Genomic DNA, 24,213 nt, shown 5'->3' on the forward strand with positions numbered 1-24,213 from the left:
ATAACAGTCCTGAGTCAATAAGTGCTGAGTTGTGTTAGCGGATAGCTAAGGTTTAGCCTGTGCTGAGTGGTAGAGACAAAATATTGTTTGTTTACGACCCCACAACAAAAAATATTATACTCAAAACTTTTATTAGGCACTCAGCACTCCATAACTACCCTATGACAAAAAATATTACTATACTCAGTACTTTAACTAGGCACTCAGCACTCTATAACTAAATTCATTACTCAGCACGGGCTAAACGCCCTGCTAACAGCACTTAGAACTGGATTTCGTTGGAGAGCCGATATGGAATTAATCAAGCGTATCCTGCGGGTGATTCGCGCTAATCTCAATAGTCTGATCGGTGGTGCAGAAGATCCAGAAAAGATTTTGGAGCAAGCTGTCCTGGAAATGCAGGAAAATCTGGTGCAATTGCGGCAGGGTGTAGCACAAGCGATCGCTACCCAGAAACGCACTGAACGACAAGCAGCGGCCGCCCAGTCTCAAACGGAAGAATGGTATCGCCGCGCCCAATTGGCGCTGCAACAAGGCAATGAACCTCTAGCACGTGAAGCTTTGACTAAGCGCCAAGCCTATAAAGAAACTACTACAGCCCTCTTTTCGCAGATAGAGCAGCAAAACGAGATAGTTGCTAGGCTAAAAAAGGATATGCGATCGCTAGAGTTAAAAATTGCCGAGGCGAAAACTAAAAAAGATATGTATATTGCCCGCGCCCGTTCTGCTGAAGCGTCTTATCGCCTCCAAGAAATGCTCGGCGGAGTTTCTGCTACTAGCAGTCTGAGTGCCTTTGAGCGTATGGAAGAAAAAGTTTCACAGATAGAAGCTCAATCAGAAGCCATAGCTCAACTTAGTAGCGACGACTTGGAAACACAATTTACTTCTTTGGAATCTAATGATGTAGATACCGAATTGGCAGCGATGAAGGTACAGGTTTTCAAGCAGTCAGAAAACACACAGCACAAAATCCTAACTGAGGAGAGCCAAAAGACAGAGCAGCCTCCCCAACAGCAGTTACCCAAAACTCAGGATTCTTAAAGTTCTACTAATTACCCCAGTTTGGCGATATCTTAACAATTAAGAGTTGTTAGGAGGTACTGATTCAAACTGGAAAGATTACATTGAAATAGGTAGCTATAAAAAAGTGAAAAAGCTAACTGTCCAACAAAAAGCGTAAATCACACAAGGAAAAACAAAGTTATGGGATTATTCGATCGCATTAAGCGAGTAGTTAGTTCTAACCTCAACGATCTGGTTAACAAAGCCGAAGACCCCGAAAAAATGCTAGAGCAAGCCATCCTGGAAATGCAGGAAGACTTGGTACAGCTGCGTCAGGGTGTAGCCCAGACGATTGCCTCCCAAAAACGCAGTGAGAAACAGTATAATGACGCCCAAAATGAAATCAATAAGTGGCAACGCAATGCCCAACTAGCGCTACAAAAAGGTGATGAGAACTTGGCGCGGCAAGCTTTAGAGCGCAAGAAGACTTATACAGACACCAGTGCTGCCCTCAAAGCTAGTTTAGATACGCAAAGCACCCAAGTTGAAACCCTCAAGCGCAACTTAATCCAGCTGGAAAGCAAAATTTCTGAGGCTAAGACCAAGAAAGAAATGCTCAGAGCTAGAATCACTACCGCCAAAGCCCAAGAGCAACTTCAAGGTATGGTGCGTGGGATGAATACCAGCAGTGCAATGGCTGCCTTCGAGCGGATGGAAGAAAAAGTCTTAATCCAAGAATCCCGAGCCCAGGCACTAGGAGAGTTAGCAGGTGAAAATTTAGAAAGCCAATTTGCTCAGTTGGAAGGTAGTAGCGATGTTGATGATGAATTGGCAGCTTTGAAAGCGCAAATGCTACCACCCGCCGCTCCACAAAATCAAGCCCAACTGCCACCGCAACAACAAACCACTACTCCTAAATCTAATGAGGTGGTTGACGCCGAGTTGGATTCCCTACGCAAGCAATTGGATCAACTGTAAAATTGACAGAAAACTTATTTAAGCTAGTCCCACACCAGTTGGCTGTGGGATTTTACGTCATTAGTCAATAGTTAACAATCCTAATCACTAGAAATTATTAGCTATGGACTATTGACGACTTTGGGATAAAGTATTGTGTGTGCCAACTTTGATCGCCACCTGATGGAGACTGCAATGAGTAAGGCTGTAATCACCATAACCGATGCTGAGTTTGAAACCGAAGTGTTAAAAGCCGAGCAGCCTGTATTAGTTTATTTTTGGGCTTCCTGGTGTGGGCCTTGTCAATTGATGTCGCCCCTGATTAACTCAGCTGCTAGCAAATATAGCGATCGCCTCAAAGTCGTTAAAATGGAAATCGACCCCAACCCACTCACTGTTAAGCAGTACCAAGTGGAAGGTGTACCCGCCCTCAGACTATTTCAAGGCCAGGAAGTTTTGATATCCACTGAGGGAGTCATCGGCAAAGATAAATTACTCGAACTCTTAGATACGCACTTAAATAGTAATTAGTCAATAGTCCATAGCTAATGACAAATGACTAATGACAAATTACAAATGACTAACATACAGTTTGCGAAACGTTTACAACCCCTAAAATCTAATGTATTTGCTGATATGGACAGAGCCAAGGCGATCGCTTTGGCCGCTCGACAGCAAGTAATAGATTTGTCGTTGGGGTCTTCTGATTTACCAGCCGAGGCACACGTCATCGAAGCGATCGCCCAATCTCTCCACGATCGCAGTACCCACGGTTATCTGTTGTTTAACGGTACCCAAGAATTTCGCGAAGCCGCAGCCAACTGGTACGAACAAAAATTTGGTATCAAAGTCGATCCTCAAACTGAGGTACTACCTTTAATTGGTTCTCAAGAAGGCACAGCCCATTTACCCCTAGCAATACTTAATCCAGGAGATTTTGCCCTGTTGCTCGATCCAGGTTATCCATCCCATGCGGGGGGAGTCTACCTAGCCAGCGGTCAAATCTACCCGATGCCACTACTGGCAGAAAACGATTTTTTACCAGTGTTTGCTGATATTCCTGCCCCAGTTTTGGCCCAGTCGCGGATGATGGTATTAAGTTATCCTCACAATCCCACTGCTGCGATCGCACCTTTATCTTTTTTCCAAGAAGCTGTTGCCTTCTGCCAACAACACAATCTCGTGCTGGTTCATGATTTCCCCTACGTAGATTTGGTATTTCAAGAAAGTAGGGAGTGGGCAGATTCTTTTCCTAATCCAAAATCCTTAGTCCCTTCAATTCTGCAAGCCGATCCAGAAAAAAGCGTCTCGATTGAATTTTTCACCCTTTCCAAGTCCTACAATATGGGCGGCTTCCGTATTGGCTATGCCATTGGTAATGCCCAATTAATTAACGCCTTACGCCAGGTAAAAGCCGCCGTTGATTTTAATCAGTATCGGGGAATTTTAAATGGTGCGATCGCTGCCCTAACTGGCCCTCAAGCTGGCGTAAAATCTTCTGTTACCACCTTCCAGGAGCGGCGTGATGCTTTTATCAGTGCTTTACATCGCATTGGCTGGAATGTTCCTACTCCCCAAGCCACAATGTACATCTGGGCAAAATTGCCCTCACCTTGGAGTGAAAACTCCGTAGAATTTTGTACCCAGCTAGTCAAACAAACTGGTGTAGCAGTTTCTCCAGGTGCTGGCTTTGGAAAATCTGGAGAAGGGTATGTCCGTTTTGCCTTGGTGCATGAGCCACCTTTGTTAGAAATTGCTGTAGAAAGAATGGCTGAGTTTCTTCATTAAATTCCTTCTCAAGCTGAACGCCAAGGATTTTTAGTGGCAAAGTTTACCAATGGAACATACAGTAGGGACGCACATTTGTGTGTCCCTACGTATTTTACTGAACTTGAAATTTTCTAGAGTTACTTTTGTAACTATGCTAAATACTTAAAATATGTAATTAAACGTATAAAACTCTCAAAACATTCTTCATCTTTTTATTGACAATCGGCAGTAACTTTACCCAATCAGGTCTCTCCGTTTCTTAAACTGGGTTTGTACGCTCAGATACCAAAGACGGCTAAAAAATACAGGTCGTGCTTTTAAGCAGCCGTATTGCCAAAAAGCCCGTGGTCAAGACAGCCCAAGCCTAAAAACGGCAGTAGTTTAAAACTTAACTTCCAAACTGACAGAGACTTGAAAACAATGAAAATGACTTTTCAGAAACTTGTAATTGGTGCTTCAATGGCTATTGGTGTGAGCGCTCTTGCCACTGCCCCAGCACACGCTACATCTTTTGACTTCAATAATACAGGAGAAATTAACACTTACACTGGTGGCTCAAATGGTAGCTTCATCAATGGGAATGCACAAGGTGGTACTAACGCTGCCATCAAAGCTTTGACAGATAACGACCCCACTTCTAACGTCGAGCTTTGGTATAGTAGCGAAACCCCAGGTTCTAATGTTGGTTTCACCGCCACACAAGGAAAATACAGTGCTAGCGTTAGCAGTGTCACTGCTAATGACTGGAATAGTTTTGGTTCGCAATGGCTGGGTGATTTGTTGAATACCTATACTCCATTTAAGTCAGTGTGGAGTGGGTTTTCAGACAGCACCAAATTATTAGTAACAAATTCTTTTCCTTCATTGGGGATAGGAGATCCTAACATTGGTAGCTTCCAATTCGGTCAAAATGGAGGTGTAGAACTGACATTGGTTGGTCATTTGGATGTCAAGACTAAACTCTCAGCTACAGTTAATAATAACCTTACCCTAGGCTGGAATGGAGTGGGATCAACTCCAGGAGTGAAATCACTATTTCCAGGCAAAACACTAGAAAGTGTCACCGCTTCAGATGTTGACAAGGTTCTATTACTTCCATCACTGTCCCTATCAACCAAGCAAAAACTGAGTTCATTTAAAGATCTCCTCACCTTCAGAGCGACATTAAATGTTTTCCAAGGTGGAATCGGAGCTAGTGAAATTGCCAAGGTAGTTACTGGTGGCAAAACCTACTACGCTTACAGTTTTAACCCCACTGTGTCAGGAATTACAGCTTCCGATGACCGTTCATCCTACAACGCATATTACACTTGGAACACACCTGGATATACCCCTACTCCAGTCCCAGAATCATCAGTAATGCTTGGTTTACTGGGTGTTGCTGGCGTCTTTGTAACGCAACGCAAATTGAAAAAAGCATCTATTTAAAAGTGCAGGTTCAAAACTACAAATAAGTAAGGGAGCTGTTAGCTCCCTTTTTTGATGAATAATTCCTTGCACCCAAAAGATAATTTAATCTTATAGGTTATACTGTTTCTAAAAATGCGTGCAACAAATAAATCGGTTGCAAGATTTTACATCTCTATGCACCTAGCAACTTGATTTTTTTGTAATATGGATTTCGTACAATAGTATTACTTACTCTCACAGGTTTAGTGAGGACAATTACCACAATATTAGTTCCAGTATTACTGAAGTAGTTTTACTCATAAAATTTAGGAAATTAAATTTGTAAAAAATATGTAAATTTAATACTCTAAATTATAAAAAATTCGTAAAAAAAAGATTAATTTTTGATTTAATTAGATTTGATTATACTATCATTTTATTATCGTAGTGCAGCTAAATTTGATTTCTTCAGATATTTCATTAGACTACATAAGTACAATTTCTATTTGTTTTACTTTTGAAATGCACTACTGTTTTAGTTTATCGTAATAATTGTTGGCTTTTAATTAAGATAATCAGATAATAGGTAGCAATGACAGTAGAATTACTCAATATAAATCAGCCATTGCAGTCACACAAAGTTAGACGAATTTTACTAGTTGAAGACCATTACCTCAATCGGATGTTACTTAGTGACTATCTAAGTTACTGGGGATATGAAGTCCAAAGTTTATCAGAAGGCTCTGCTTTTTTCTCAACCATAGAGAAATTCGAGCCTGATTTAATGTTATTGGACTTGAAATTGCCAGATATTGACGGTTATTCACTCTTAAAACAAGTCCAGCAAAAACCTCATTTGTCAAAAATACCTATCATTGTGGTTTCAGCCTTTGCTTTTAAAGCAGATCAAGAACTAGCTCTGAGCTTGGGTGCATGTTGCTATTTTGTCAAACCTTTAAAACTCAAGGATCTCATCCTTGCAATTGAAGAACAGTTTACTTGTCGCCACAGATAACTTTTTTGCTAGGCGTGTATTTATTCCGCTTTTTGATCGGCAATAAACTCTTCAACGCACTGACTAAGAGTTTGTACAGAACTGCCAATTGTTGAAATTTTCTGTTGTACTTGCGCTAATAACAAAACTGCTGTTTGCAGTTCATTGAGAGTTTCAGCCATAGCCTCACGATACTGGATTTCAAAATCTTGTAAATTCATAGTTTAGCTCTCGCCTGAAATCATCATAATAAATATATTCTCAATCATAATCATAAATTTAACTGACTAAATCCGTTAATTCGCTTAATATTATAAATTCAATAAATAAACATAAATAGTGTCAATAAGTTAAGATTTTATTTAATGTTTATACAAGCAATATATAAGCCTGTTTACTATTAATAAATAATATAGAGCAATACAAAAATATTATCATATAATCTAACATATAAAGTTTTAGATAATAAATGATTACCAATTTCAAAATGTTAACTATAGATTCAAAAAGCAAAGTTTTTATTCTGACAGCAGCAGCCGATAACTAAGGTGACAGCGAAACAAACTCTAGTCTGCTCGAAAGTTGTGATACTTGGAGTAAGTTTTTGGCAAGCCTTTAGCTTAGAAGCGGCTACTTTATATTTACTTGATAAATAATTTATGAAATCGGCACGAAAAAAGAATTTTTCTTAAAATAGAGAAAGATTACTTAATTTTGATTGTGACAATATCTACTCAAATATTACCACTGGTTAAAGAGCCGGAACGACTGGAAAATCGTCTAGCCGAAATTCCACCGGAACCGGGGGTTTATTTCATGCGGGACAGGAGCGATCGCATTATATATATAGGTAAATCACGTAAGTTGCGATCGCGTGTCCGTTCCTATTTCCGGGATGGCTACAACAAGACTGAACGTATCGCCACGATGGTCAAGTTGGTGACAGAAATTGAATTCATCGTTACTGATACTGAAGCCGAAGCTTTAGCGCTAGAAGCCAATTTGATCAAGCAACACCAGCCATACTTTAACGTGTTGCTCAAAGATGATAAAAAATATCCCTATCTCTGCATTACTTGGTCAGAAGATTATCCGCGAATTTTTATTACCCGTAAGCGGCAATTCGGTAAAGAAAAGGATAAATTTTACGGCCCTTATACTGATGCTGGTTTATTACGAGAAATTGTCCGCATCTGCAAGCGCATTTTTCCACAGCGACAACGACCTCAACCACTTTTTAAAGACCGCCCTTGCTTGAATTTTGATTTAGGGCGTTGTCCTGGTGTGTGTCAACAGATGATTTCACCAGAAGAATATCGTAAAATTGTCCAAAAAATCGCGATGGTTTTTCAAGGTCGAACCCAAGAACTGATTGATATTTTGACCCAACAGATGAACGCAGCCGCTGAGAACTTGAATTTTGAGTCAGCGGCGCGAATTCGCGATCAAATTTCTGGGCTAAAGTCACTGACAGCCGACCAAAAAGTTTCCTTACCAGATGATACAGTTTCGCGGGATGCGATCGCACTGGCAGCCGATGAACAGCACGCCTGCATTCAACTATTCCAGATTCGGGCTGGGCAATTGGTAGGGCGTTTAGCCTTTGTAGCGGATGCTCATGCAGAACCAGGAGCTATTTTACAACGAGCTTTAGAAGAACATTACCAAACTGCTGACTCGGTGGAAATACCCTTAGAGATTTTGGTACAGCATGATTTACCAGATGCGGAGATATTGGCGGATGTCTTAACTCAACGTAAAGGCAAAAAAGTCACAATATTGACTCCTTTGCGGCAAACTAAGGCAGAATTAATTGAGATGGTAGAGCGAAATGCTCAGTATGAATTGCAAAGAATGCAGAAATTTGGCGATCGCAATCACCAAGCAATGCAAGATTTAGCTACCATTCTCGATTTACCCGATGTACCCCACCGCATTGAAGGTTATGATATTTCCCATATTCAAGGGTCAAATGCAGTAGCTTCCCAAGTCGTGTTTATCGATGGATTACCCGCCAAACAACATTATCGCCACTACAAAATTAAAAATCCCACGGTGACAGCAGGACATTCAGATGATTTTGCTAGTCTTGCTGAAGTCATCCAGCGGCGGTTTCGCAAGTATGGGGAAAATCCGCAATTAACACGTTTAGGTAATCCTGACTGGCCTGATTTAATCATGATTGATGGTGGTAAAGGTCAGTTATCATCAGTTGTCGCCGTTTTGCAAGAGATGAATTTATTAGAAGACTTGCGAGTGGTAAGTTTAGCAAAGCAGCGAGAAGAGATTTTTTTACCAGGAGAATCTAAACCCTTGACAACTGATGCAGAACAACCAGGGGTACAGTTATTGCGGCGGTTGCGGGATGAGGCGCATCGGTTTGCAGTGAGTTTCCATCGTCAACAGCGCAGTGATAAATTGAAGCGATCGCGTTTAGATGAAATTCCTGGCTTAGGACATCATCGACAAAAGCAGCTACTAGGGCATTTTCGCTCAGTTGATTATATTCGCCAAGCAACAACCCCACAACTTGCAGAGGTTCCAGGAATCGGACCGCGTTTGGCTCAAGAAATTTACGATTATTTTCATCCTGCTTGAGAAGATTAGTAATCTGTAAAATTTCAATTTATATATGAATAAACAAGTTTGTAGTAAGGGCTAAAGTCCTTACTACACACCCTTAAAACTAGCTTGAAAAAGTATTAGTTCCACTCTCGCAGAGAATTCTGTTAAGTTTATCTGCGAGAATTTAAGATGTGTAAATACCGTAAATTTACAAGTATTTCATAACTATGGTAATTTTGATTAAATTTTCACACCAGAATTTCACCTCATAAATCTTACCAGCAAATATTAACTAATCCTTAAGATAAATATTTTGTTACTAAATATACAGTATTTTCTGTAGTTTAATTTTTGAATACAAGAACGGCTTTTTTTTGTATCTGTCCAAGATGACTATAAATAAGTCTCTCTCAAGGCATTCGTTATAGGGATCAGTAAATCTCTAAGCGTCATTTCATTAAAAAATAATTTATGTACCTAAAGTAAGAGGGTAAAATCACTTAAATTATAGGATAGTATAGAGAGAAATTGAAGTTTTTTCAAATCTGAAATTTTGTTTAAAATAATTAGCCAATATTAAAGTCGTTTGTTAAGTTGGGTCAAACCAAAATTTTTTCTACTTTAACTGGCAGTTTTCTCAAATAAAAAATAAATTACAACCAGGGGTTTTAAAATGCAGACAGTACAAAAGATTTACTGCCCAAATTGCGGCAGCCAAGCAGAACGTTATTATATTTCTGATAGTCAATTAACTCGAACACAATGCTCTAGTTGTGACTACTTGATGATTAGTTGCACTCGCACTGGCAAAGTAATTGAGGCTTATGCACCAGGAATTTATGCACAGCGCTAGATAACAGAAATTCAAAATTAGAGAATGTTTTCTCTAATTTCTAATAATAAATTTACTTGTCATAAATTTTAAAGACTTTACGGATTATTCTGTTGTCTGAGTTGTTGCTGTCGGATCTGTTGTTGCAACCTAAATTGTTGCTGTTGTCTAATTTGTTGATCTTGTCTAAGTTGTTGCTGTTGTATTCTCAGTTGTTGCTGTTGTGAAAAGTCTTGCTGTTGTAGTCTTGTTTCTTCCTGTTGTAGTCTAAATTGTTGCTGGCGGAGCATTTCTTGCCGTTGTCGTGTAAATTCTTGCTGTTGTATTATCTGTTGTTGTGGTTGTTGAAAATTTTGCCGTAGCCATGTTTGGTTCATTCGTTCTTGTGTTTGCTGATTTTGCTGCTCTTGCTGTTGTCTGATTCTTTCTTGAGGCGAATCTGGCGTCTGGGGATTCGTCTGAATTATTTGTGCAGATGCAGGAAAATTAATAGATAAAGCTTTGGCAAGCACAATCAATGGTAGCCATACTTTAACCAACGATAAGCGATTCAACATACAATTATTTCCTCAATTGTTATAAGTTGGGTTGAGCGATCGCTAAACCCTTAAAATGTCAACAGAATTTCCCTATATAATATATAAATACAGGGGCTTGGAATAGTTAACTAAAGCTAATGTTTTATTTACCGTTATAGGCTTAGGGCTGACTACGCCAACATTCTTCAGTCAGTGACGTGTTCTACATATTAGTGCATTGAGAATAGATTTCTAAATCAAGGTTATATCCAGTGCATTCTCTTGATTTTTCATAGAACTGTCGCTTCTTAGATATTCATCTTAATTAAATTATACATTTAAATGTTTGACATGGTTTGCCGGATTACCGTAAATCTACCTGCGGTGGGTAAGTTAACAAAGGGATCTCAAGCAGTTTTACGCCATAGATAAACACAGATGTATCTGAAGACATATCTGTGTTTATCTGCGGTTTCATATTCATTCATACATAAAATTGACTACAACAAGTTTAATTCTTACTTGCTCTCAATTGTCCGCAAGCAGCATCGGCTTCTAAACCACGGGAATAACGCACACTCACAGCAGTATTTTGTTGCTTAAGGACGTTGACAAATGCTTCAATGCGATCGCGGTTGGGGCGTTTGTAGTCTACTTCTTGGATGGGATTGTAGGGAATCAAATTCACATGACTTTGAAATCCTCGCATACATTTTGAAAGTTCCAGTGCGTGTTCTGGTAGATCGTTAACACCAGCCAGGAGAACATATTCAAAAGTAACGCGGCGGCCAGTGATTTCCACATATTCTCGGCATTCAGCCAGTAAATCTTCGAGAGGATAGGCGCGGGCGCTGGGGATGAGTTTTTCTCGGAGTGCTTGGTTGGGTGCGTGGAGACTTACAGCGAGAGTGATTTGCAAATTATTTTGCGCGAACTGACGGATGCGATCGCGAATACCCACTGTAGAAACTGTAAGCGATCGCTGCCCAATACCGACATCTTGATTGAGGGATTTCAGTGCTGCGAGGACATTCTCAGTATTCAACAACGGTTCGCCCAGTCCCATAAACACCACATTGCTAACCCGTTGCCGAAAATCTTCTTGCACAGTTAACACCTGATCGACAATTTCATGCCGTGCAAGGTTCCGCTTGTAGCCTCCCTTACCAGTAGCGCAGAAATCACACGCCATTGGGCAACCCACCTGAGTAGAAACGCAAACTGTCAGACGGGCTTTTGGGCCTTCTCCCCTTTCTGCGAAGGTGGGGATGCCAACAGTTTCAATAATTTGCCCGTCTGCTAATCGTAAAAGATATTTGACCGTACCATCGGGAGCCTCAGAGCGGTAATGTAAAATTGAGCGTCCTACGGGAACTTCTGCTAATTCTGCACGCCATTGCTTGGGGAAGACAGAAATATCAGCTAGCGATCGCACTCCCTTGTCATAGATCCATTCATGCAGCTGCTTTCCTCTGTAAGCAGGTTGTCCTTGTTGCTGCACCCAAGTAGTTAACTCTGCCAGAGAAGCACCTAGAAGGGGAGGGATTAATTCTGATTTTTCTGAGTTGAAGTCAACCTGAGATACAAGAGGCGTAGCAGACATAAAAAAAATCACGAGTTGATGTTGGATCTCTATCCTACACCTGCTAGATCGAGTTAGTCTTGACTAAAGATGACGAGAAACTAGCCAAAAGTTGTGCCGTTCCAGCCCCACATTGCACCCTTAGCGTCTGCAAACTCTATATAAATTCGATTTTTTGGCACACCTAGAGTTTGATTAATCTGTTGGCAAAAGTCCTGACTCATTGCTGCGGTTTGATCTGGCTTCATCGTGCCAACACTCTTAATTTCAATGTAGCAAACTGGGTCTGTATTCCCGGCAAAAGTCATGGGAATTTCTGGTTCAAAAGCAGTCATTACATAAGATTCTGGTTTTCCTAAATGTTTCGCTAACCTGGCTGAGAGGTTTAAAAGCATTGACTCAATTTCAGCTTTTTGAGGAGTAGATGCAGAAGTTTGCACTTTAATTAAAGGCATAGTACTGATTTGGAATTTTGGATTTTATTACACTGTTAAGTTTACCGAAACGCAGAGTAAATGAGGGAATGGGGACACAAGGAAAATGAGGGAGACAAGGGATATGAGGAGAATAATCCATGCCCAATGCCCACTATTTAGTTATGAGATGAGCGAAATAGGTGATTATGTTCGGGATGATATAAACGCGATCGCCCTGTTGTTGTCGAGAGTGCTGGACTGATTATATAAAGTGTAGTGCGAATTAGTTTTTCTTGATGAGTGCAATCTGCCATTTGATTCAGAGGGACAACCCTGATTTTTTCATCAGGCCAGCCGATGCGAAAGCAAATCGCAATCAGGGTTTCGGCTGGATAGTGTTCGAGTAATTTAGCTTGGGCATTTTCGACGTGACGCGCACTTAAATATAGGCAGAGGCTAGCCTGATGTGCTGCAAGAGTGGCTAATTCTTCGGCGACGGGGACTTCTGTACGTCCGCTGATGCGAGTCAAAATGATGGTTTGGACTAAACCAGGGACAGTCAATTCTAGTTTGAGTTTGGCAGCAGCGGCTTGAAAGGCGCTGATACCAGGTATTACTTCAAAAGGAATATTTGCCTCTGCGAGGAGGTGCATTTGCTCGTGGATAGCGCTGTAGAGACTAGGATCGCCAGAATGAAGACGGACTAGAGATTTGTGCTGCGATCGCACCCTATCAATCATGACCGCCAAAATCTCTTCTAAAGTCTGATTCGCAGTTTTAATGATCTCCGCATCTTTTCGGCAAAGTTCTAAAATCTGTTCGGGTACCAAAGAATCAGCAAATAAAATCACATCAGCAACAGCTAGTAGCTTCTGCGCTTTTACCGTTAATAAATCAGGATCTCCAGAGCCTGCTCCGACAATGTACACAGATGGTTCTATTGCATATAGCGTTTTTTTATAACTCAGGTTTTCTGTATATTCACTTTTAGAAGAACACACGGCAATCCCTCAAAAAACTTTTTTGATATTTTCTCAGTATCTTTCCGGATTCACCCTCTTTCCCTAGTAGAGAGTAATGGTAGATGCACCCTGGTTAAGCCCTAGAGAATACTCTGGGGCATTTTTTATTTTTGGATATCGGGAATTGGGCATTGGGCATTAGTTACTATTCTTTCTTCCTCTGCTTCCCCTGCTCCCCCTGCTCCCCCTGCCTCCCCTGCTCCCTCATCCCCTCATCTCCCCATTTCCCTTAGCAGTAGGAACTACATCGGGTAAAGGGCGTTTGAGTAAGTAAAGCCAAGCTAATCCAACTAATCCCAATAGAATTCCTAGACTACTAACTACTTGTGCCATCCGTAATGGCCCCAGCATCAAGCTATCAGTGCGAAAGCCTTCAATCCACAAGCGTCCTAAGCTATAAGCTGGCCAGTAAACTAAAAACAGGGTGCCTACCTTCAGGCGCGGTTTACCTACTAAAGACCGGAAAAACAACGTTATTAGTAGCGTAAACACCATTAAATCCCATAGAGATTCGTAGAGGAAGGTGGGATGAAAGTAATCGAAATTAACATAGTCTAAAGGACGATGGTCTGCTGGAATATAGAGTTTCCAGGGTAAATTAGTAGGATCGCCAAAAGCTTCAGAATTAAAGAAATTACCCCAACGTCCGATCGCCTGTCCTAAAATCAGCGAAGGTGCTACTAAATCTGCCAGTTGCCAGAAAGAAACCTGCTTGATTTTGGCAAAGATTAACGCAGCCACAACGCCACCAAGAATCGCTCCATGAATGGCAATACCTCCTTCCCAGATCGCAAAGATTTTTTCTGGAGTTGAAGCATATTTGGACCACTCAAAGAAAACGTAATATAGCCGTGCGCCAGGAATTGCCCCAATCAACAACCAAAAGAACAAATCACCTAACAACTCAGGATTAACATTGCGGCGCTTTGCCAAATTCTGGGAAAGGATGACGCCAATTAACACTGCTGTGGCAATCAATAAGCCATACCAACGGATAGTTAGTGGCCCTATTTTCAGCAAAATCGGCCCTGGAGAAGTAAATTGAAACGCCAAAGGTAAGGTGGAAAGATCCAGTACCATGAAAAATTACCTAGAAAAGTTTGTTAACTACCCGCGCACTTTGCTAAGTACGGAGTTTCTTGTGTCTCGAATACTGTAACTACACTTGAATCTTCCACAACATTGTGGAGACGTAAGTAAAAATTCAGTATTCATATTTAGGAGTCTAGTTCCTAACGCCTAGTTGAGCATAACTTGTGCCACTAAAACAATTGAGTTTACCATCCTTACCGAGAGCGCAAGATGGTAGATTTGAGTAAGTTACACAAAATGGTTTCGATATAATCACCTAAACAACTTTGATATATTTAAAATTGTGATTGCTATTTATCCTGGTAGCTTCGACCCCATCACCTTGGGACACCTCGATCTCATCCAGCGCAGTAGTCGGCTGTTTGAGCAGGTGATTGTCGCTGTACTACGGAACCCTAACAAGATGCCACTTTTTAGTGTGGAGCAACGGCTAGATCAGATCCGTCTTTCTACAGAACATCTACCTAATGTAAAAGTAGACAGCTTTGATGGTCTTACCGTCAATTATGCTCAAATGCAACAAGCACAAGTTTTGATCCGGGGTTTACGGGCTGTGTCAGATTTTGAAGTGGAACTGCAAATGGCTCACACCAATAAAACTCTTTCTACCCAAATAGAAACAGTTTTTCTCGCAACCTCAAATGAGTATAGTTTTTTAAGTAGTAGTGTGGTAAAAGAGATTGCAAGGTTTGGTGGCTCTATCGATCATCTCGTTCCCCCACACATTGCCCTAGATATATACCAATGCTACAATCAGAAATCTCCAATGTTGAACCCAATCTCAACGGAAGCAATCCCCCCCCTCAAGAATATCTCGGTGGAGAGGGAAGCATAGATATTCAGCAGGAACTCAACCGCCTAGAGGAAATGGTTCTCTCTAGTCTCAGGATTCCGCTAACGGGACGCACACTCATAGATGAAGAAAAGTTGCTAGATCAGCTTGATTACATCCGGCTGGCTTTACCATCACTTTTTCAAGAAGCAGCAGCAGTTCTTGACCAAAAGAACGAAATTCTGTTAGAAGCGGAAGAGTATGGACAGCAGGTTGTTGAGGCTGCACAAGCAAAAAGAGCGCAAATTTTAGCTGAAAGCGATATTATTCACCAGGCTGAACAGGAAGCTGAACGACTGCGGCGACAAGTGCAACAAGAGTGTGAGGGAATAATGCAAGAAACCCTCGCCGAGATTGACCGCAAGCGGTATGCTTGTCAGCAAGAGTTAGAGCTGATGCGACAAAATGCGATCGCTCATGCTCAAGAAATTGAAGATGGTGCCGATGCTTATGCCGATGGCATTTTGGGAAATATCGAGCAGGATCTCAAAGAGATGTTGCGAGTTATCACCAACGGACGACAACAATTGCAAATTGATAACCTCACCCAGCGTAATTCACCTCCAGGTAAAAAAAGATAGAGGTTATAACCAGAGATGAGGAAAAATTATCGGTTGGGTTTCGCTATTGCTTAACCCAACAATTTTCATGAAGGAGTAATTTTAGGGAATCTACCTACTAATCAGCACATGATTACAGAGTATATGTAAAATCTTCTACCAGCATACCGGGAACTAAACTACCTCCTAGCTGGCGACTTTCATAAGTACCTACTTCAGGAATAAATTCTTGAAAAGTAGTTAAATCTATTAGATTTTCTCCCCAGAAGCGATAGAGACTTTCATCAAAACGTAAGTTCTCAATTGGTGCGATAATTTCTCCATTTTCTACCCAAAAACAAGCATAGCGGGTCATACCTGTGATTCTACCAGTGTGGCGATCGCTCCAATTCAAGTAATGCAAATTTGATACATATAATCCTGTATCTAAACTCGGAATAATCTGCTCAAATACTAAATTTCCCGGACTCACTTCTGGCGCTCGTAAAGTCTCTGAACCATTAGCACCGTTGGCAGTTTTTTGATATTCCTTAGCAGTGCGAGAATTCACTAAAGTATTTACCAAATATCCTTTTTCTATTACAGGTAACTCCGGTGCTGCCATTTCTCCCAATTCATTAAATCGCGGCACTAATCCCCGCTGAAAATTTTCTTTTAAATTAAATCTTAGAGAAAGTTGTTTTTCTTGACGTGATAAAGCAGCTAAAGCACTGTTTCCTTGTTGGATATCAGCTTCGCTTACCGCTCCCCAAGAAAGCATCAATAATAAATCTGCAACAGCAGCAGGTGCAAAATAAGTTTTGTACTGTCCCCGTGGCAGTTCTTTTGTTGGGTGAGCCAGCAATTCTAGTTGTTTTTTAGCTTCGTTAATTTTGGCTATATATTTAGATTCATCCCAATCACTCCCGGCAAACGTGCCCTTAACTGCTTGTCCAGATGGAGAAAATAGAGAATAATCTAAGGTAAAAGAATCAGTCGCAAACCAGTGTTTTTGACCGCTAGAATCACCATAAGCCTTAATTACCACTCCCCCTGCGTATATCCCTGTAAAGTCCAATTCAGCAACTAGTTCTAGTACAGTTGGGACTACTGCTTCAGCCTCTAATAAATTTCCAGAATGTATTTCTCGACTGATATTATTTCCTGATGGCAAAACCAGATATGGATCGACGGGTAGTAAAATAAGTTCGTCACGTAGTTCTTGCAAAGCAGTATATGCTAACTGCCAGTCTACCTCCCAATTTCCAGTAAAGGGAAACTGCCGAACACTGTTGCGCTGATTTTGCATCAAAGTCAGTTCTATCCAACCATCAGCAACACAACCAGTTTGTCGCACTTTCGCATGATTAAAACGAGTAAATTGACTTATTTCACTACTAAGTCTCACAGTGAATTGTTCATCTTCTGCTTTTTTAATCAGCAGATTTTCAATCAGTCGATTAAAGCTGACTTCTAACGCAGATAATTCCTCAATTTTCATAGATATTAAATATTAATAGGGAATAGGGAGAAAGTTAGGAGTTAGGAGTTAGGAGTTAAAAGAATTTTTATAAGTAGCTAGGCGTAAATCAATTAAAGTTTGTAGTAAGGACTTTAGTCCTGATAATCCTTTTTGAGCGATGAATCGCTCACTACGAGCTAGAATTTTATTTGATGTTTAATTATGCCTACCTACTTAATTGAAAATTCCTAACTCCTAACTACCAACTCCTAACTATTGTATTTTTCAAGTTCCTCCACCAAAAACTTCGACATTAGCAAATACACAGACAGGTGAACCGTGTCCTACCCAAATGGCCTGATTTGGTTCTCCTTTACCACAATAAGGAGTACCATACATTTGCCAGTTTGTGGCATCTCCGACTTTAATTAAACTATGCCAAAACTCTGGTGTTGTGGCGCGGTAGTTGGGATTACGAAGAGTTTTGGTAAGTTTACCGTTTTCAATTAATTTAGCGTACTCACAACCAAATTGAAATTTGTAGCGGCGATCGTCAATTGACCAAGAACGGTTAGATTCCATGTAAACGCCGTGTTCTATCTCGCCAATAATGTCTTCAAAAGTGCCGTTTAAAGGCTCTAAATTCAAGTTACCCATGCGATCGATCGCTGGTCGATTCCATGAGGAAGCACGGGCACAGGCAACTCCTGCTACACCTGCTCTTGCTTGACTCTCTAGACTGCCTAAACCCCGTTGCAGTACACCTTCTTTAACCAAATACTCCCGTGTCGCTACAGCACCAGTATCATCAAAGCCGTAGCTAGAAAATTCACCAGGCACGGTAGGATTAAAGGTAATGTTCATTAATGGCGAACCATATACTAGGTTGCCAAAATCGCTTTTATTAACAAAGCTGCCCCCAGCATAATTACGCTCATCTCCCAAAATTCGGTCAATTTCTAGGGGATGCCCAACACTTTCATGGATTTGCAGCATCATTTGATCTGGGGCTAAAACTAAATTGGTACGGGTGGTTGGGCATTCTTCTGCTGTCAAGAGTTCTATTGCTTGTTCACCTATTTGCCGCACCCGATGCCATAAGTTTTCTTGTTTTAACAGTTCGAGTCCGCCTTGGTAACAGTTTGCTTGGGAGCCGTTGTTGCTGCGCTGCTGTACAACTGCTCCATCTTGGGCAGTGGCTCCATAATGAGTGCCTATAGATAGAACTTTTTGATAAACTTCTGAGCCGTTGCTGCTAACAAACCAAGATTCTCTCTCAGTGGTGCTGGCACTGGCTATGGTTTGCACAATTTTGTCGTCAACTTTGAGCGTTTGGCAAATACGAACCAGTAAATCGTTGATTTCCCCTGGACTCAGAGCATCCAATGGCTCAAGAAATGGAGATTTATATTCACCAACGACTTTAGGGCGCTCACTTTCACGGAAAGGATGTATCCACCATTCACTGGCTGCTAGTGCCTGTTTGTAGGCTGTTTGGGCAGCGGTTTGCAGGGAAGACAGTTCTAGAGAGTTAGTAGCTGCATAACCCAGACAGCCATTAACCAAAACTTCCAGCATGGCTCCGACAGTGAAGGATTTGCCGTTTAGTTGGGGTAAGGCGTCACGGACTAAACGGTTAGTAGAAGTCTCCTTTACGGCTCTAATACCAATCCAATCAGCGGGTATATCGAAACTAGCGATCGCTTTTCTAAGTTCAGACCACATAATTTAGGGGAATAAGGAATGGGGCATTGGGCATTGAAAAGAGGCAGAGGGGCGGGGGCAGGGTGCAGAGGGGAAATTCTGCTCCCTGCTCCCTTGCTTCTTCCCCACTCCGCACTCTCTCTAATTCCGGTGCCAGCGTGTGCCATCACGGTTATCAATTAGCGTAATACTTTGTGCCTGGAGTTCGTCACGAATGCGATCGCTTTCGGCAAAATTCTTGGCTTGACGTGCTTCTTGCCTTTGCTGAATTTTCGCCTCAATTTCCCCATCGCTTAAACCATTACTTGTTTGAGTTTCGGCTTCTATCTCGGCTTCTAAACCCAAAACTCCAGCTAATGTGACGAGAGTTTGCCATTGAAGTTGTAACTCCTCTGCTGATGTTTCGGTTTTCCCTTCATGCACAATAATATTTCCCTCACGGCGCAGTTCTTTCGCTAGTTCAAACAGCACTGTTAATCCACCAGGAAAATTAAAGTCGTTATTCACAGTTTCTTGAAAGCGTTCAACAGTTTCAGCTAGCAGTGAAGCGGTTCCCACTCCCCAACCTAGTTGTTTACCGTATTGGTAGCCGAACAGTAAACCTTCCTTAATGGTGTGCCAACCGTTGGTTGCTGCGGCGATCGCTTCGTCGGTAAAATCTATGGGTGTGCGATATTGAGCAGTTAGCACGAATAACCGCACTGCCATCGGGTCAACTCCTCGATCCAGCAAGTCTCGAATAGTGGTAAAGTTGCCCAAAGATTTGGACATTTTTTCACCATCTACCTTCACCATGCCGTTATGTAACCAGTAATTTGCTAGAGGTTTTCCTGTTACAGCCTCAGATTGGGCAATTTCGTTTTCGTGGTGGGGAAAAATTAAGTCAGCACCACCAGCATGAATATCGATCGTATCACCCAAGCGATCGCGTACCATTGCCGAGCATTCTATATGCCACCCTGGACGACCTGCGCCCCAAGGTGATTCCCAAGCGGGTTCTCCCGGTTTTGCTGCCTTCCACAAGGCAAAATCAAAGGGGTCTTTCTTTTTCTGGTACTCTGGATCTTCTACGTTAACGCGCTCGCTTTTCCCGGCTTGCATATCTTCTAACTTGCGTCCCGAAAGCTTGCCATACTCAGCAAACTGCCGTACTGCATAATACACATCGCCGTCAGCAGGGTAAGCAAAACCTTTATTTTCCAACTCATGAATTAACCTCTGAATGCCATTCATCGTATGGGTAGCACGGGGATATTCATCAGCTTCTTTGATTCCCAATCGCGCCATATCCTCAAAATATGCTTTGATAAAGCGATCGGCTACAGCTTCCATTGATGAATGTTCTTGCCGCGATCGATTTAGAATCTTGTCATCAATATCAGTAAAATTTTGGATATATCGGACTTCATAACCGATAAACTGGAGATATCGGCGTACTACGTCCCAAACAATGCAAGCTCTCGCATGACCCAAATGGCAGTAGTCGTATACCGTCACGCCGCAGTAATACATCTTAACCTTGCCTGGTTCGACTGTTTCAAACGGTTCTTGACGACGGGTGAGGGTATTGTAAAGGGTTAGGGTCATAACAGAGTAATGCTGAAATAAGGAGATACGTAATAATAGGGTAAGGCAGCTGGGATGACAGTCCAGCATCCCTATGCTAGTGTTTTCTGGACTATCTGCGCTACATTACTATTTTTTGACTATTTGATAACAGCGCTATGCAATCAGCAGTTACACCCGACTCTTCCGCAATGGATACGCCCAAACAAGGAATGCCAGTAACAATCATTACGGGTTTCCTCGGTAGTGGCAAGACGACTTTACTTAATCATATCCTCAACAACCAACAGGGTTTAAAAACCGCTGTTCTAGTGAATGAATTTGGTGAAATTGGCATCGACAACGAGCTAATTGTTTCCACTGGTGAGAACATGGTGGAGCTAAGTAATGGTTGTATCTGCTGCACTATTAATAATGATTTAGTAGATGCAGTTTACAAAGTTTTAGAACGCCAAGAAAATCTAGATTATCTAGTAGTAGAAACAACTGGATTAGCAGATCCGCTACCAGTAGCGTTAACATTCTTGGGCACAGAGTTGCGGGATTTAACCCGCTTGGATTCGATTATTACCGTAGTAGATGCGGCGAATTACAGCCTAGATTTATTTAACTCTGAAGCAGCATATAGCCAGATTGCCTATGGCGATGTCATTGTGCTGAACAAGACTGATTTAGTTGATGAAGCCACTTTGAATGAGTTGGAAAGAAAAATCAACGAAGTTAAGGAAGGAGCAAGAATTATTCGTGCTACGCGATCGCAAGTGCCACTTCCTTTAATTTTGAGTGTTGGTCTGTTTGAGTCAGATAAATATTTTGACACAGTGGTGGATGAACACGATCATCATGGTCATGATGATCACGATCACTCAACATGCGGTCACGATCATCACGACCATGACCACGATCATTCAACGTGCGGTCACGATCATCACGACCATGACCACGATCATCACGATCATCACCATCATTCTGACCATTTAGAAAATGATGGTTTTACTTCCATCTCTTTCCAAAGTGACAAGCCTTTTTCTATTAAGAAGTTTCAGTATTTCTTAGATAACCAGCTATCCTCAAATATCTTCCGAGCCAAGGGGATTATGTGGTTTGATGAAAGTCCGAAGCGTCATATTTTCCACCTTTGCGGTAAACGCTTTACCTTGGATGATGATGAATGGAAAGGTAAATTGAAAAATCAGCTAGTGCTGATTGGTCAAAATTTAGATCGTGAGGCTTTAATTAGTCAACTCGAAAACTGCATTTGTCTACCTTCAACCTCTCGCGGTAAAGGTTTTGGCAAATAAAAGTTAGGAGAGAGGCGATTAATCCCGTCTGTACAAGAGTTAAAAGTTTAATACTCGTTCCCAGGTGGAACCTGGGAATGTATTCTTAATGGCTCTGCCATCGATTTTGAGCAATGGAAAATGAGAAAATAGCGTAGGCGCAGCCCGTCGTAGACATCGCTTCCTCACTCTCCTGCATTACCATCTTCTTCATTTCCCAACTGCTGCACCTGCTCTACGGTTAACCCCGTCACTTTTGCAACTATTTCCACTGAGATTCCCTCTTTGAGCAAATTTATCGCTACACGCCGTACTCCTTGAGCAAGACCTTCCGCCCGACCTTCGGCTAAACCCTCAGCAAGGATAGCTTGATAAGTTACTGACTCCTGCATAAGTTCCCTCCGCAGCAATTGCTGAATTATCTCCTTCTCTAATACTAGCCCAGCCAGAATGAACGCTGAGGCTGCAACATTATTCTGGATACGTTGATTGGTAATTTCTGAAATTTCCTGAGCAACTTGTTGTAATGTAGCAGTGCGATCATTTGTCTGACTTAACACTGCAAATGGTAATAATCCTGGATGCTCCAAAAATACACTTGTTGGTTGCTCCCAAAGACGAATTACCTCGAACCTATGAGAGTTTTCTTCCAAAGTGAATGTGGTTTGTTGCAGATAAATCACGACTTGACGCATTCGCTTATTTTTAAAGCGGCGATGCACTCGCAACCGATAATCAATCATCCGAAAGGGAATATCAGCATTGGGCTGGGTTTGGAACTCCAAATGCAGCACAACTTTATCGGATTGAAGCAATATCAGCGCATCGGCACGGATTGGTTCAAGAGAAAGTTCAGAAGGACTTAATTCAGTCAGGTTGATAGATTCTCCTAACAGCCAAGTGGCAAAGTCACTGGAGAAAGTTTCAGCAAGGAACTTACAAACGTTATCGAACATTAAGAGATTTTATTCAGATGGTAAGCGCTCATTCTTTCTATATTTAGTTTGCAGTTTAAGAATGCAATCGCTCTAAAATTGAAACGTTAATAAACCTTTAGATTAAAATGCGCGTTGTTATTCAGCGAGTCAAATCATCTCAAGTTACAGTTAATGGTGAAATTGTCGGCAAAATTGGGCGGGGGCTAAATTTACTCGTGGGTATTGCGAATAACGACACTGGTGTTGAAATTGACTGGATGGTGCGTAAGTGCTTAGAATTGCGGTTGTTTCCTGACGAAGAAGGAGACGACCGATGGCAAAAATCTATACAAGAAATAGGTGGCGATTTGTTAGTAGTTAGTCAGTTTACGCTTTACGGTGACTGTCGCAAAGGTCGCCGTCCTTCTTTTGACCGTTCAGCCGCTCCCCAATCGGCAGAAGATTTGTATAATAGTTTTGTTGCTAAGTTAAGAGCTAGTGGATTGCAGGTAGAAACAGGTAAATTTGGTGCAATGATGCAAGTTGCAATTGAAAACGATGGACCTGTAACTTTGTTACTTGAAAAAGAAGCAATTTAAGTATATATACCAAAAAAATGAATAACAGTAGCCTCTAGACCGTGGTGTTCTAATTGATGAGAGAATATTAAATTAACCATTACCAAAGTTTAAATTCATTCATCATGGCGAAAATCCAGTTTTCTAGAGGTCTTGACGAAGAGGTAACTCCAGATGTGCGCTTGACGCGATCGCGCACTGGAGACAGTGGTACAGCGACGTTTATTTTTACAAATCCGAAAATTTTAGATCAAGGTACTACCGAAGATATTACCGGGATGTACTTGATTGACGAAGAAGGCGAGATAATTACCCGTGAAGTTAAAGCTAAATTTATTAACGGGAAACCGGAAGAATTAGAAGCACTTTACGTAATGAAATCTGCCCAAGAATGGGAGCGCTTTATGCGGTTCATGGAGCGTTATGCCGAAGAAAACGATCTGGGACTGAGCAAAAACGAGGCATAGGGGAGCCAGTGCATTGCGGAGGTTCCCGACGATCGAGTACTCGCTAACGCTGGGCTATCCGTTGAAGCAACTGGCGTCATAGAACATGGGGCATCGGTAATTGTCAATGCGCCATTTACCATGCCCAATTATCCATTATTAAAAGTTCATTAGTGACATATAATGCCACGACCCCACCCAGACTCGCCTGGAGTTCTAGTAACTTGTGCTGTAGTTACTGTCAGCGATACACGCACTTTAGAAACAGACAAAAGTGGTCAGCTAATTCAGCAGTTACTCCTTGGTGCTAACCATGCTGTCGGAGCCTACACGATTATCAAAGATGAAGCAACACAAATTCAAGGGCAGATAGAAAATCTGGGTAAAAGCTCAAATTTGGATGCTGTAATTATCAATGGTGGTACAGGTATTGCACCAAGAGATACTACCTACGATGCCATTGAGAAGTTACTGGAGAAAACTTTGCCGGGATTTGGTGAATTATTTCGTTTTTTAAGTTATCAAGAAATTGGTTCGCGGGCGATCGCTTCTCGTGCCGTTGCTGGTGTTTATCAAGATAAATTAATCTTCTCGCTTCCAGGTTCCAGTAATGCTGTGCGACTGGCGATGGAAAAACTCATTTTACCCGAACTCACTCACTTGGTAAGTCAGGTTTGTAAGAGTTGAAATGAGCAGGAGTTCAGATAGTTACCATGATAAATTTTGTAAAAATAAGGCATGATGTACTGA

General features: G+C 41.6%; 24 protein-coding genes. 14 read left to right on the top strand and 10 right to left on the bottom strand.

The window, feature by feature from the left end; genetic code table 11:
- Positions 1-291 precede the first annotated feature (291 nt).
- From QUD05_RS05865 to QUD05_RS05890, 6 genes are all read left to right on the top strand, one after another.
- Positions 292-1,041, top strand: coding sequence for a PspA/IM30 family protein (locus tag QUD05_RS05865; protein ID WP_289795265.1), 750 nt, complete (start codon positions 292-294; stop codon positions 1,039-1,041).
- Positions 1,042-1,203: 162 nt separating this feature from the next.
- Positions 1,204-1,980: a PspA/IM30 family protein gene (locus tag QUD05_RS05870; protein ID WP_289795266.1), complete on the top strand. Its 777-nt coding sequence runs from the start codon at positions 1,204-1,206 to the stop codon at positions 1,978-1,980.
- 174 nt (positions 1,981-2,154) lie between these two features.
- On the top strand, positions 2,155-2,490 hold the full coding sequence (locus tag QUD05_RS05875) for a thioredoxin family protein (protein ID WP_289799889.1): 336 nt from the start codon (positions 2,155-2,157) through the stop codon (positions 2,488-2,490).
- Between the two features lie 45 nt (positions 2,491-2,535).
- Complete coding sequence (locus QUD05_RS05880; RefSeq protein WP_289795267.1) at positions 2,536-3,747, top strand: LL-diaminopimelate aminotransferase; 1,212 nt, start codon at positions 2,536-2,538, stop codon at positions 3,745-3,747.
- A gap of 402 nt (positions 3,748-4,149) precedes the next feature.
- The gene (locus QUD05_RS05885; protein ID WP_289795268.1) at positions 4,150-5,157 is read left to right on the top strand and encodes an NF038130 family PEP-CTERM protein; all 1,008 of its coding nucleotides are present in this window, start codon (positions 4,150-4,152) and stop codon (positions 5,155-5,157) included.
- 553 nt (positions 5,158-5,710) lie between these two features.
- On the top strand, positions 5,711-6,133 hold the full coding sequence (locus QUD05_RS05890; protein WP_289795269.1) for a response regulator: 423 nt from the start codon (positions 5,711-5,713) through the stop codon (positions 6,131-6,133).
- Between the two features lie 20 nt (positions 6,134-6,153).
- Here QUD05_RS05890 and QUD05_RS05895 read toward each other — a convergent pair whose 3' ends face one another.
- A complete protein-coding gene (locus QUD05_RS05895) occupies positions 6,154-6,333 on the bottom strand; it encodes a hypothetical protein (RefSeq protein ID WP_289795270.1) in 180 nt (59 codons plus the stop codon).
- A gap of 499 nt (positions 6,334-6,832) precedes the next feature.
- On the opposite strand from QUD05_RS05895, the gene uvrC reads away from it, so the two are divergent.
- Both uvrC and QUD05_RS05905 read left to right on the top strand, forming a co-directional pair.
- On the top strand, positions 6,833-8,710 hold the full coding sequence (gene uvrC / locus QUD05_RS05900; protein ID WP_289795271.1) for an excinuclease ABC subunit UvrC: 1,878 nt from the start codon (positions 6,833-6,835) through the stop codon (positions 8,708-8,710).
- 640 nt (positions 8,711-9,350) lie between these two features.
- Positions 9,351-9,530, top strand: coding sequence for a replication restart DNA helicase PriA (locus QUD05_RS05905; protein WP_118168842.1), 180 nt, complete (start codon positions 9,351-9,353; stop codon positions 9,528-9,530).
- A gap of 77 nt (positions 9,531-9,607) precedes the next feature.
- Here QUD05_RS05905 and QUD05_RS05910 read toward each other — a convergent pair whose 3' ends face one another.
- The 5 genes from QUD05_RS05910 to lgt all read right to left on the bottom strand — a co-directional run bounded on the left by QUD05_RS05910 (position 9,608) and on the right by lgt (position 14,127).
- Entirely contained in the window at positions 9,608-10,066 is a 459-nt protein-coding gene (locus QUD05_RS05910) for a hypothetical protein (protein ID WP_289795272.1), read from the bottom strand.
- Between the two features lie 472 nt (positions 10,067-10,538).
- The gene (rlmN, locus tag QUD05_RS05915) at positions 10,539-11,630 is read right to left on the bottom strand and encodes a dual-specificity RNA methyltransferase RlmN (RefSeq protein ID WP_289795273.1); all 1,092 of its coding nucleotides are present in this window, start codon (positions 11,628-11,630) and stop codon (positions 10,539-10,541) included.
- Positions 11,631-11,710: 80 nt separating this feature from the next.
- Positions 11,711-12,064 (bottom strand): phenylpyruvate tautomerase MIF-related protein, encoded by a 354-nt coding sequence (locus QUD05_RS05920; RefSeq protein ID WP_289795274.1) that lies wholly within the window; start codon positions 12,062-12,064, stop codon positions 11,711-11,713.
- Between the two features lie 137 nt (positions 12,065-12,201).
- Complete coding sequence (gene cobM, locus QUD05_RS05925) at positions 12,202-13,026, bottom strand: precorrin-4 C(11)-methyltransferase (RefSeq protein WP_289795275.1); 825 nt, start codon at positions 13,024-13,026, stop codon at positions 12,202-12,204.
- Between the two features lie 225 nt (positions 13,027-13,251).
- Positions 13,252-14,127 carry a prolipoprotein diacylglyceryl transferase gene (gene lgt / locus QUD05_RS05930; protein ID WP_289795276.1) on the bottom strand — a complete coding sequence of 292 codons (876 nt, stop codon included), beginning with the start codon at positions 14,125-14,127 and terminating at the stop codon, positions 13,252-13,254.
- A gap of 295 nt (positions 14,128-14,422) precedes the next feature.
- Here lgt and coaD point away from each other — a divergent pair, with 295 nt between their 5' ends.
- Both coaD and QUD05_RS05940 read left to right on the top strand, forming a co-directional pair.
- Complete coding sequence (gene coaD / locus QUD05_RS05935) at positions 14,423-14,974, top strand: pantetheine-phosphate adenylyltransferase (protein ID WP_094349553.1); 552 nt, start codon at positions 14,423-14,425, stop codon at positions 14,972-14,974.
- On the top strand, positions 14,884-15,552 hold the full coding sequence (locus QUD05_RS05940) for a F0F1 ATP synthase subunit B family protein (RefSeq protein ID WP_289795277.1): 669 nt from the start codon (positions 14,884-14,886) through the stop codon (positions 15,550-15,552). The genes coaD and QUD05_RS05940 overlap by 91 nt, the downstream gene beginning before the upstream one ends.
- Positions 15,553-15,664: 112 nt before the next feature.
- Here QUD05_RS05940 and QUD05_RS05945 read toward each other — a convergent pair whose 3' ends face one another.
- The 3 genes from QUD05_RS05945 to cysS form a co-directional block, all read right to left on the bottom strand.
- On the bottom strand, positions 15,665-17,011 hold the full coding sequence (locus QUD05_RS05945; protein ID WP_289795278.1) for a TldD/PmbA family protein: 1,347 nt from the start codon (positions 17,009-17,011) through the stop codon (positions 15,665-15,667).
- Between the two features lie 246 nt (positions 17,012-17,257).
- A complete protein-coding gene (locus tag QUD05_RS05950) occupies positions 17,258-18,697 on the bottom strand; it encodes a TldD/PmbA family protein (protein WP_289795279.1) in 1,440 nt (479 codons plus the stop codon).
- A 120-nt stretch (positions 18,698-18,817) separates the two neighbouring features.
- On the bottom strand, positions 18,818-20,263 hold the full coding sequence (cysS, locus tag QUD05_RS05955; protein ID WP_289795280.1) for a cysteine--tRNA ligase: 1,446 nt from the start codon (positions 20,261-20,263) through the stop codon (positions 18,818-18,820).
- 137 nt (positions 20,264-20,400) lie between these two features.
- On the opposite strand from cysS, the gene QUD05_RS05960 reads away from it, so the two are divergent.
- Positions 20,401-21,543 (top strand): CobW family GTP-binding protein, encoded by a 1,143-nt coding sequence (locus QUD05_RS05960; RefSeq protein ID WP_289795281.1) that lies wholly within the window; start codon positions 20,401-20,403, stop codon positions 21,541-21,543.
- A gap of 164 nt (positions 21,544-21,707) precedes the next feature.
- Here the strand turns inward: QUD05_RS05960 and QUD05_RS05965 are convergent, their stop codons facing one another.
- Complete coding sequence (locus tag QUD05_RS05965) at positions 21,708-22,478, bottom strand: Rpn family recombination-promoting nuclease/putative transposase (RefSeq protein ID WP_289795282.1); 771 nt, start codon at positions 22,476-22,478, stop codon at positions 21,708-21,710.
- A 107-nt stretch (positions 22,479-22,585) separates the two neighbouring features.
- On the opposite strand from QUD05_RS05965, the gene dtd reads away from it, so the two are divergent.
- The 3 genes from dtd (at position 22,586) to QUD05_RS05980 (ending at position 24,150) form a co-directional block, all read left to right on the top strand.
- Positions 22,586-23,038 (top strand): D-aminoacyl-tRNA deacylase, encoded by a 453-nt coding sequence (dtd, locus tag QUD05_RS05970; RefSeq protein WP_289795283.1) that lies wholly within the window; start codon positions 22,586-22,588, stop codon positions 23,036-23,038.
- A gap of 104 nt (positions 23,039-23,142) precedes the next feature.
- A complete protein-coding gene (psb28, locus tag QUD05_RS05975) occupies positions 23,143-23,484 on the top strand; it encodes a photosystem II reaction center protein Psb28 (protein WP_194042354.1) in 342 nt (113 codons plus the stop codon).
- Between the two features lie 162 nt (positions 23,485-23,646).
- The gene (locus tag QUD05_RS05980; RefSeq protein WP_502911382.1) at positions 23,647-24,150 is read left to right on the top strand and encodes a MogA/MoaB family molybdenum cofactor biosynthesis protein; all 504 of its coding nucleotides are present in this window, start codon (positions 23,647-23,649) and stop codon (positions 24,148-24,150) included.
- Positions 24,151-24,213 lie beyond the last annotated feature (63 nt).

This window comes from Nostoc sp. GT001 (assembly GCF_030382115.1).
Lineage (GTDB): Bacteria > Cyanobacteriota > Cyanobacteriia > Cyanobacteriales > Nostocaceae > Nostoc.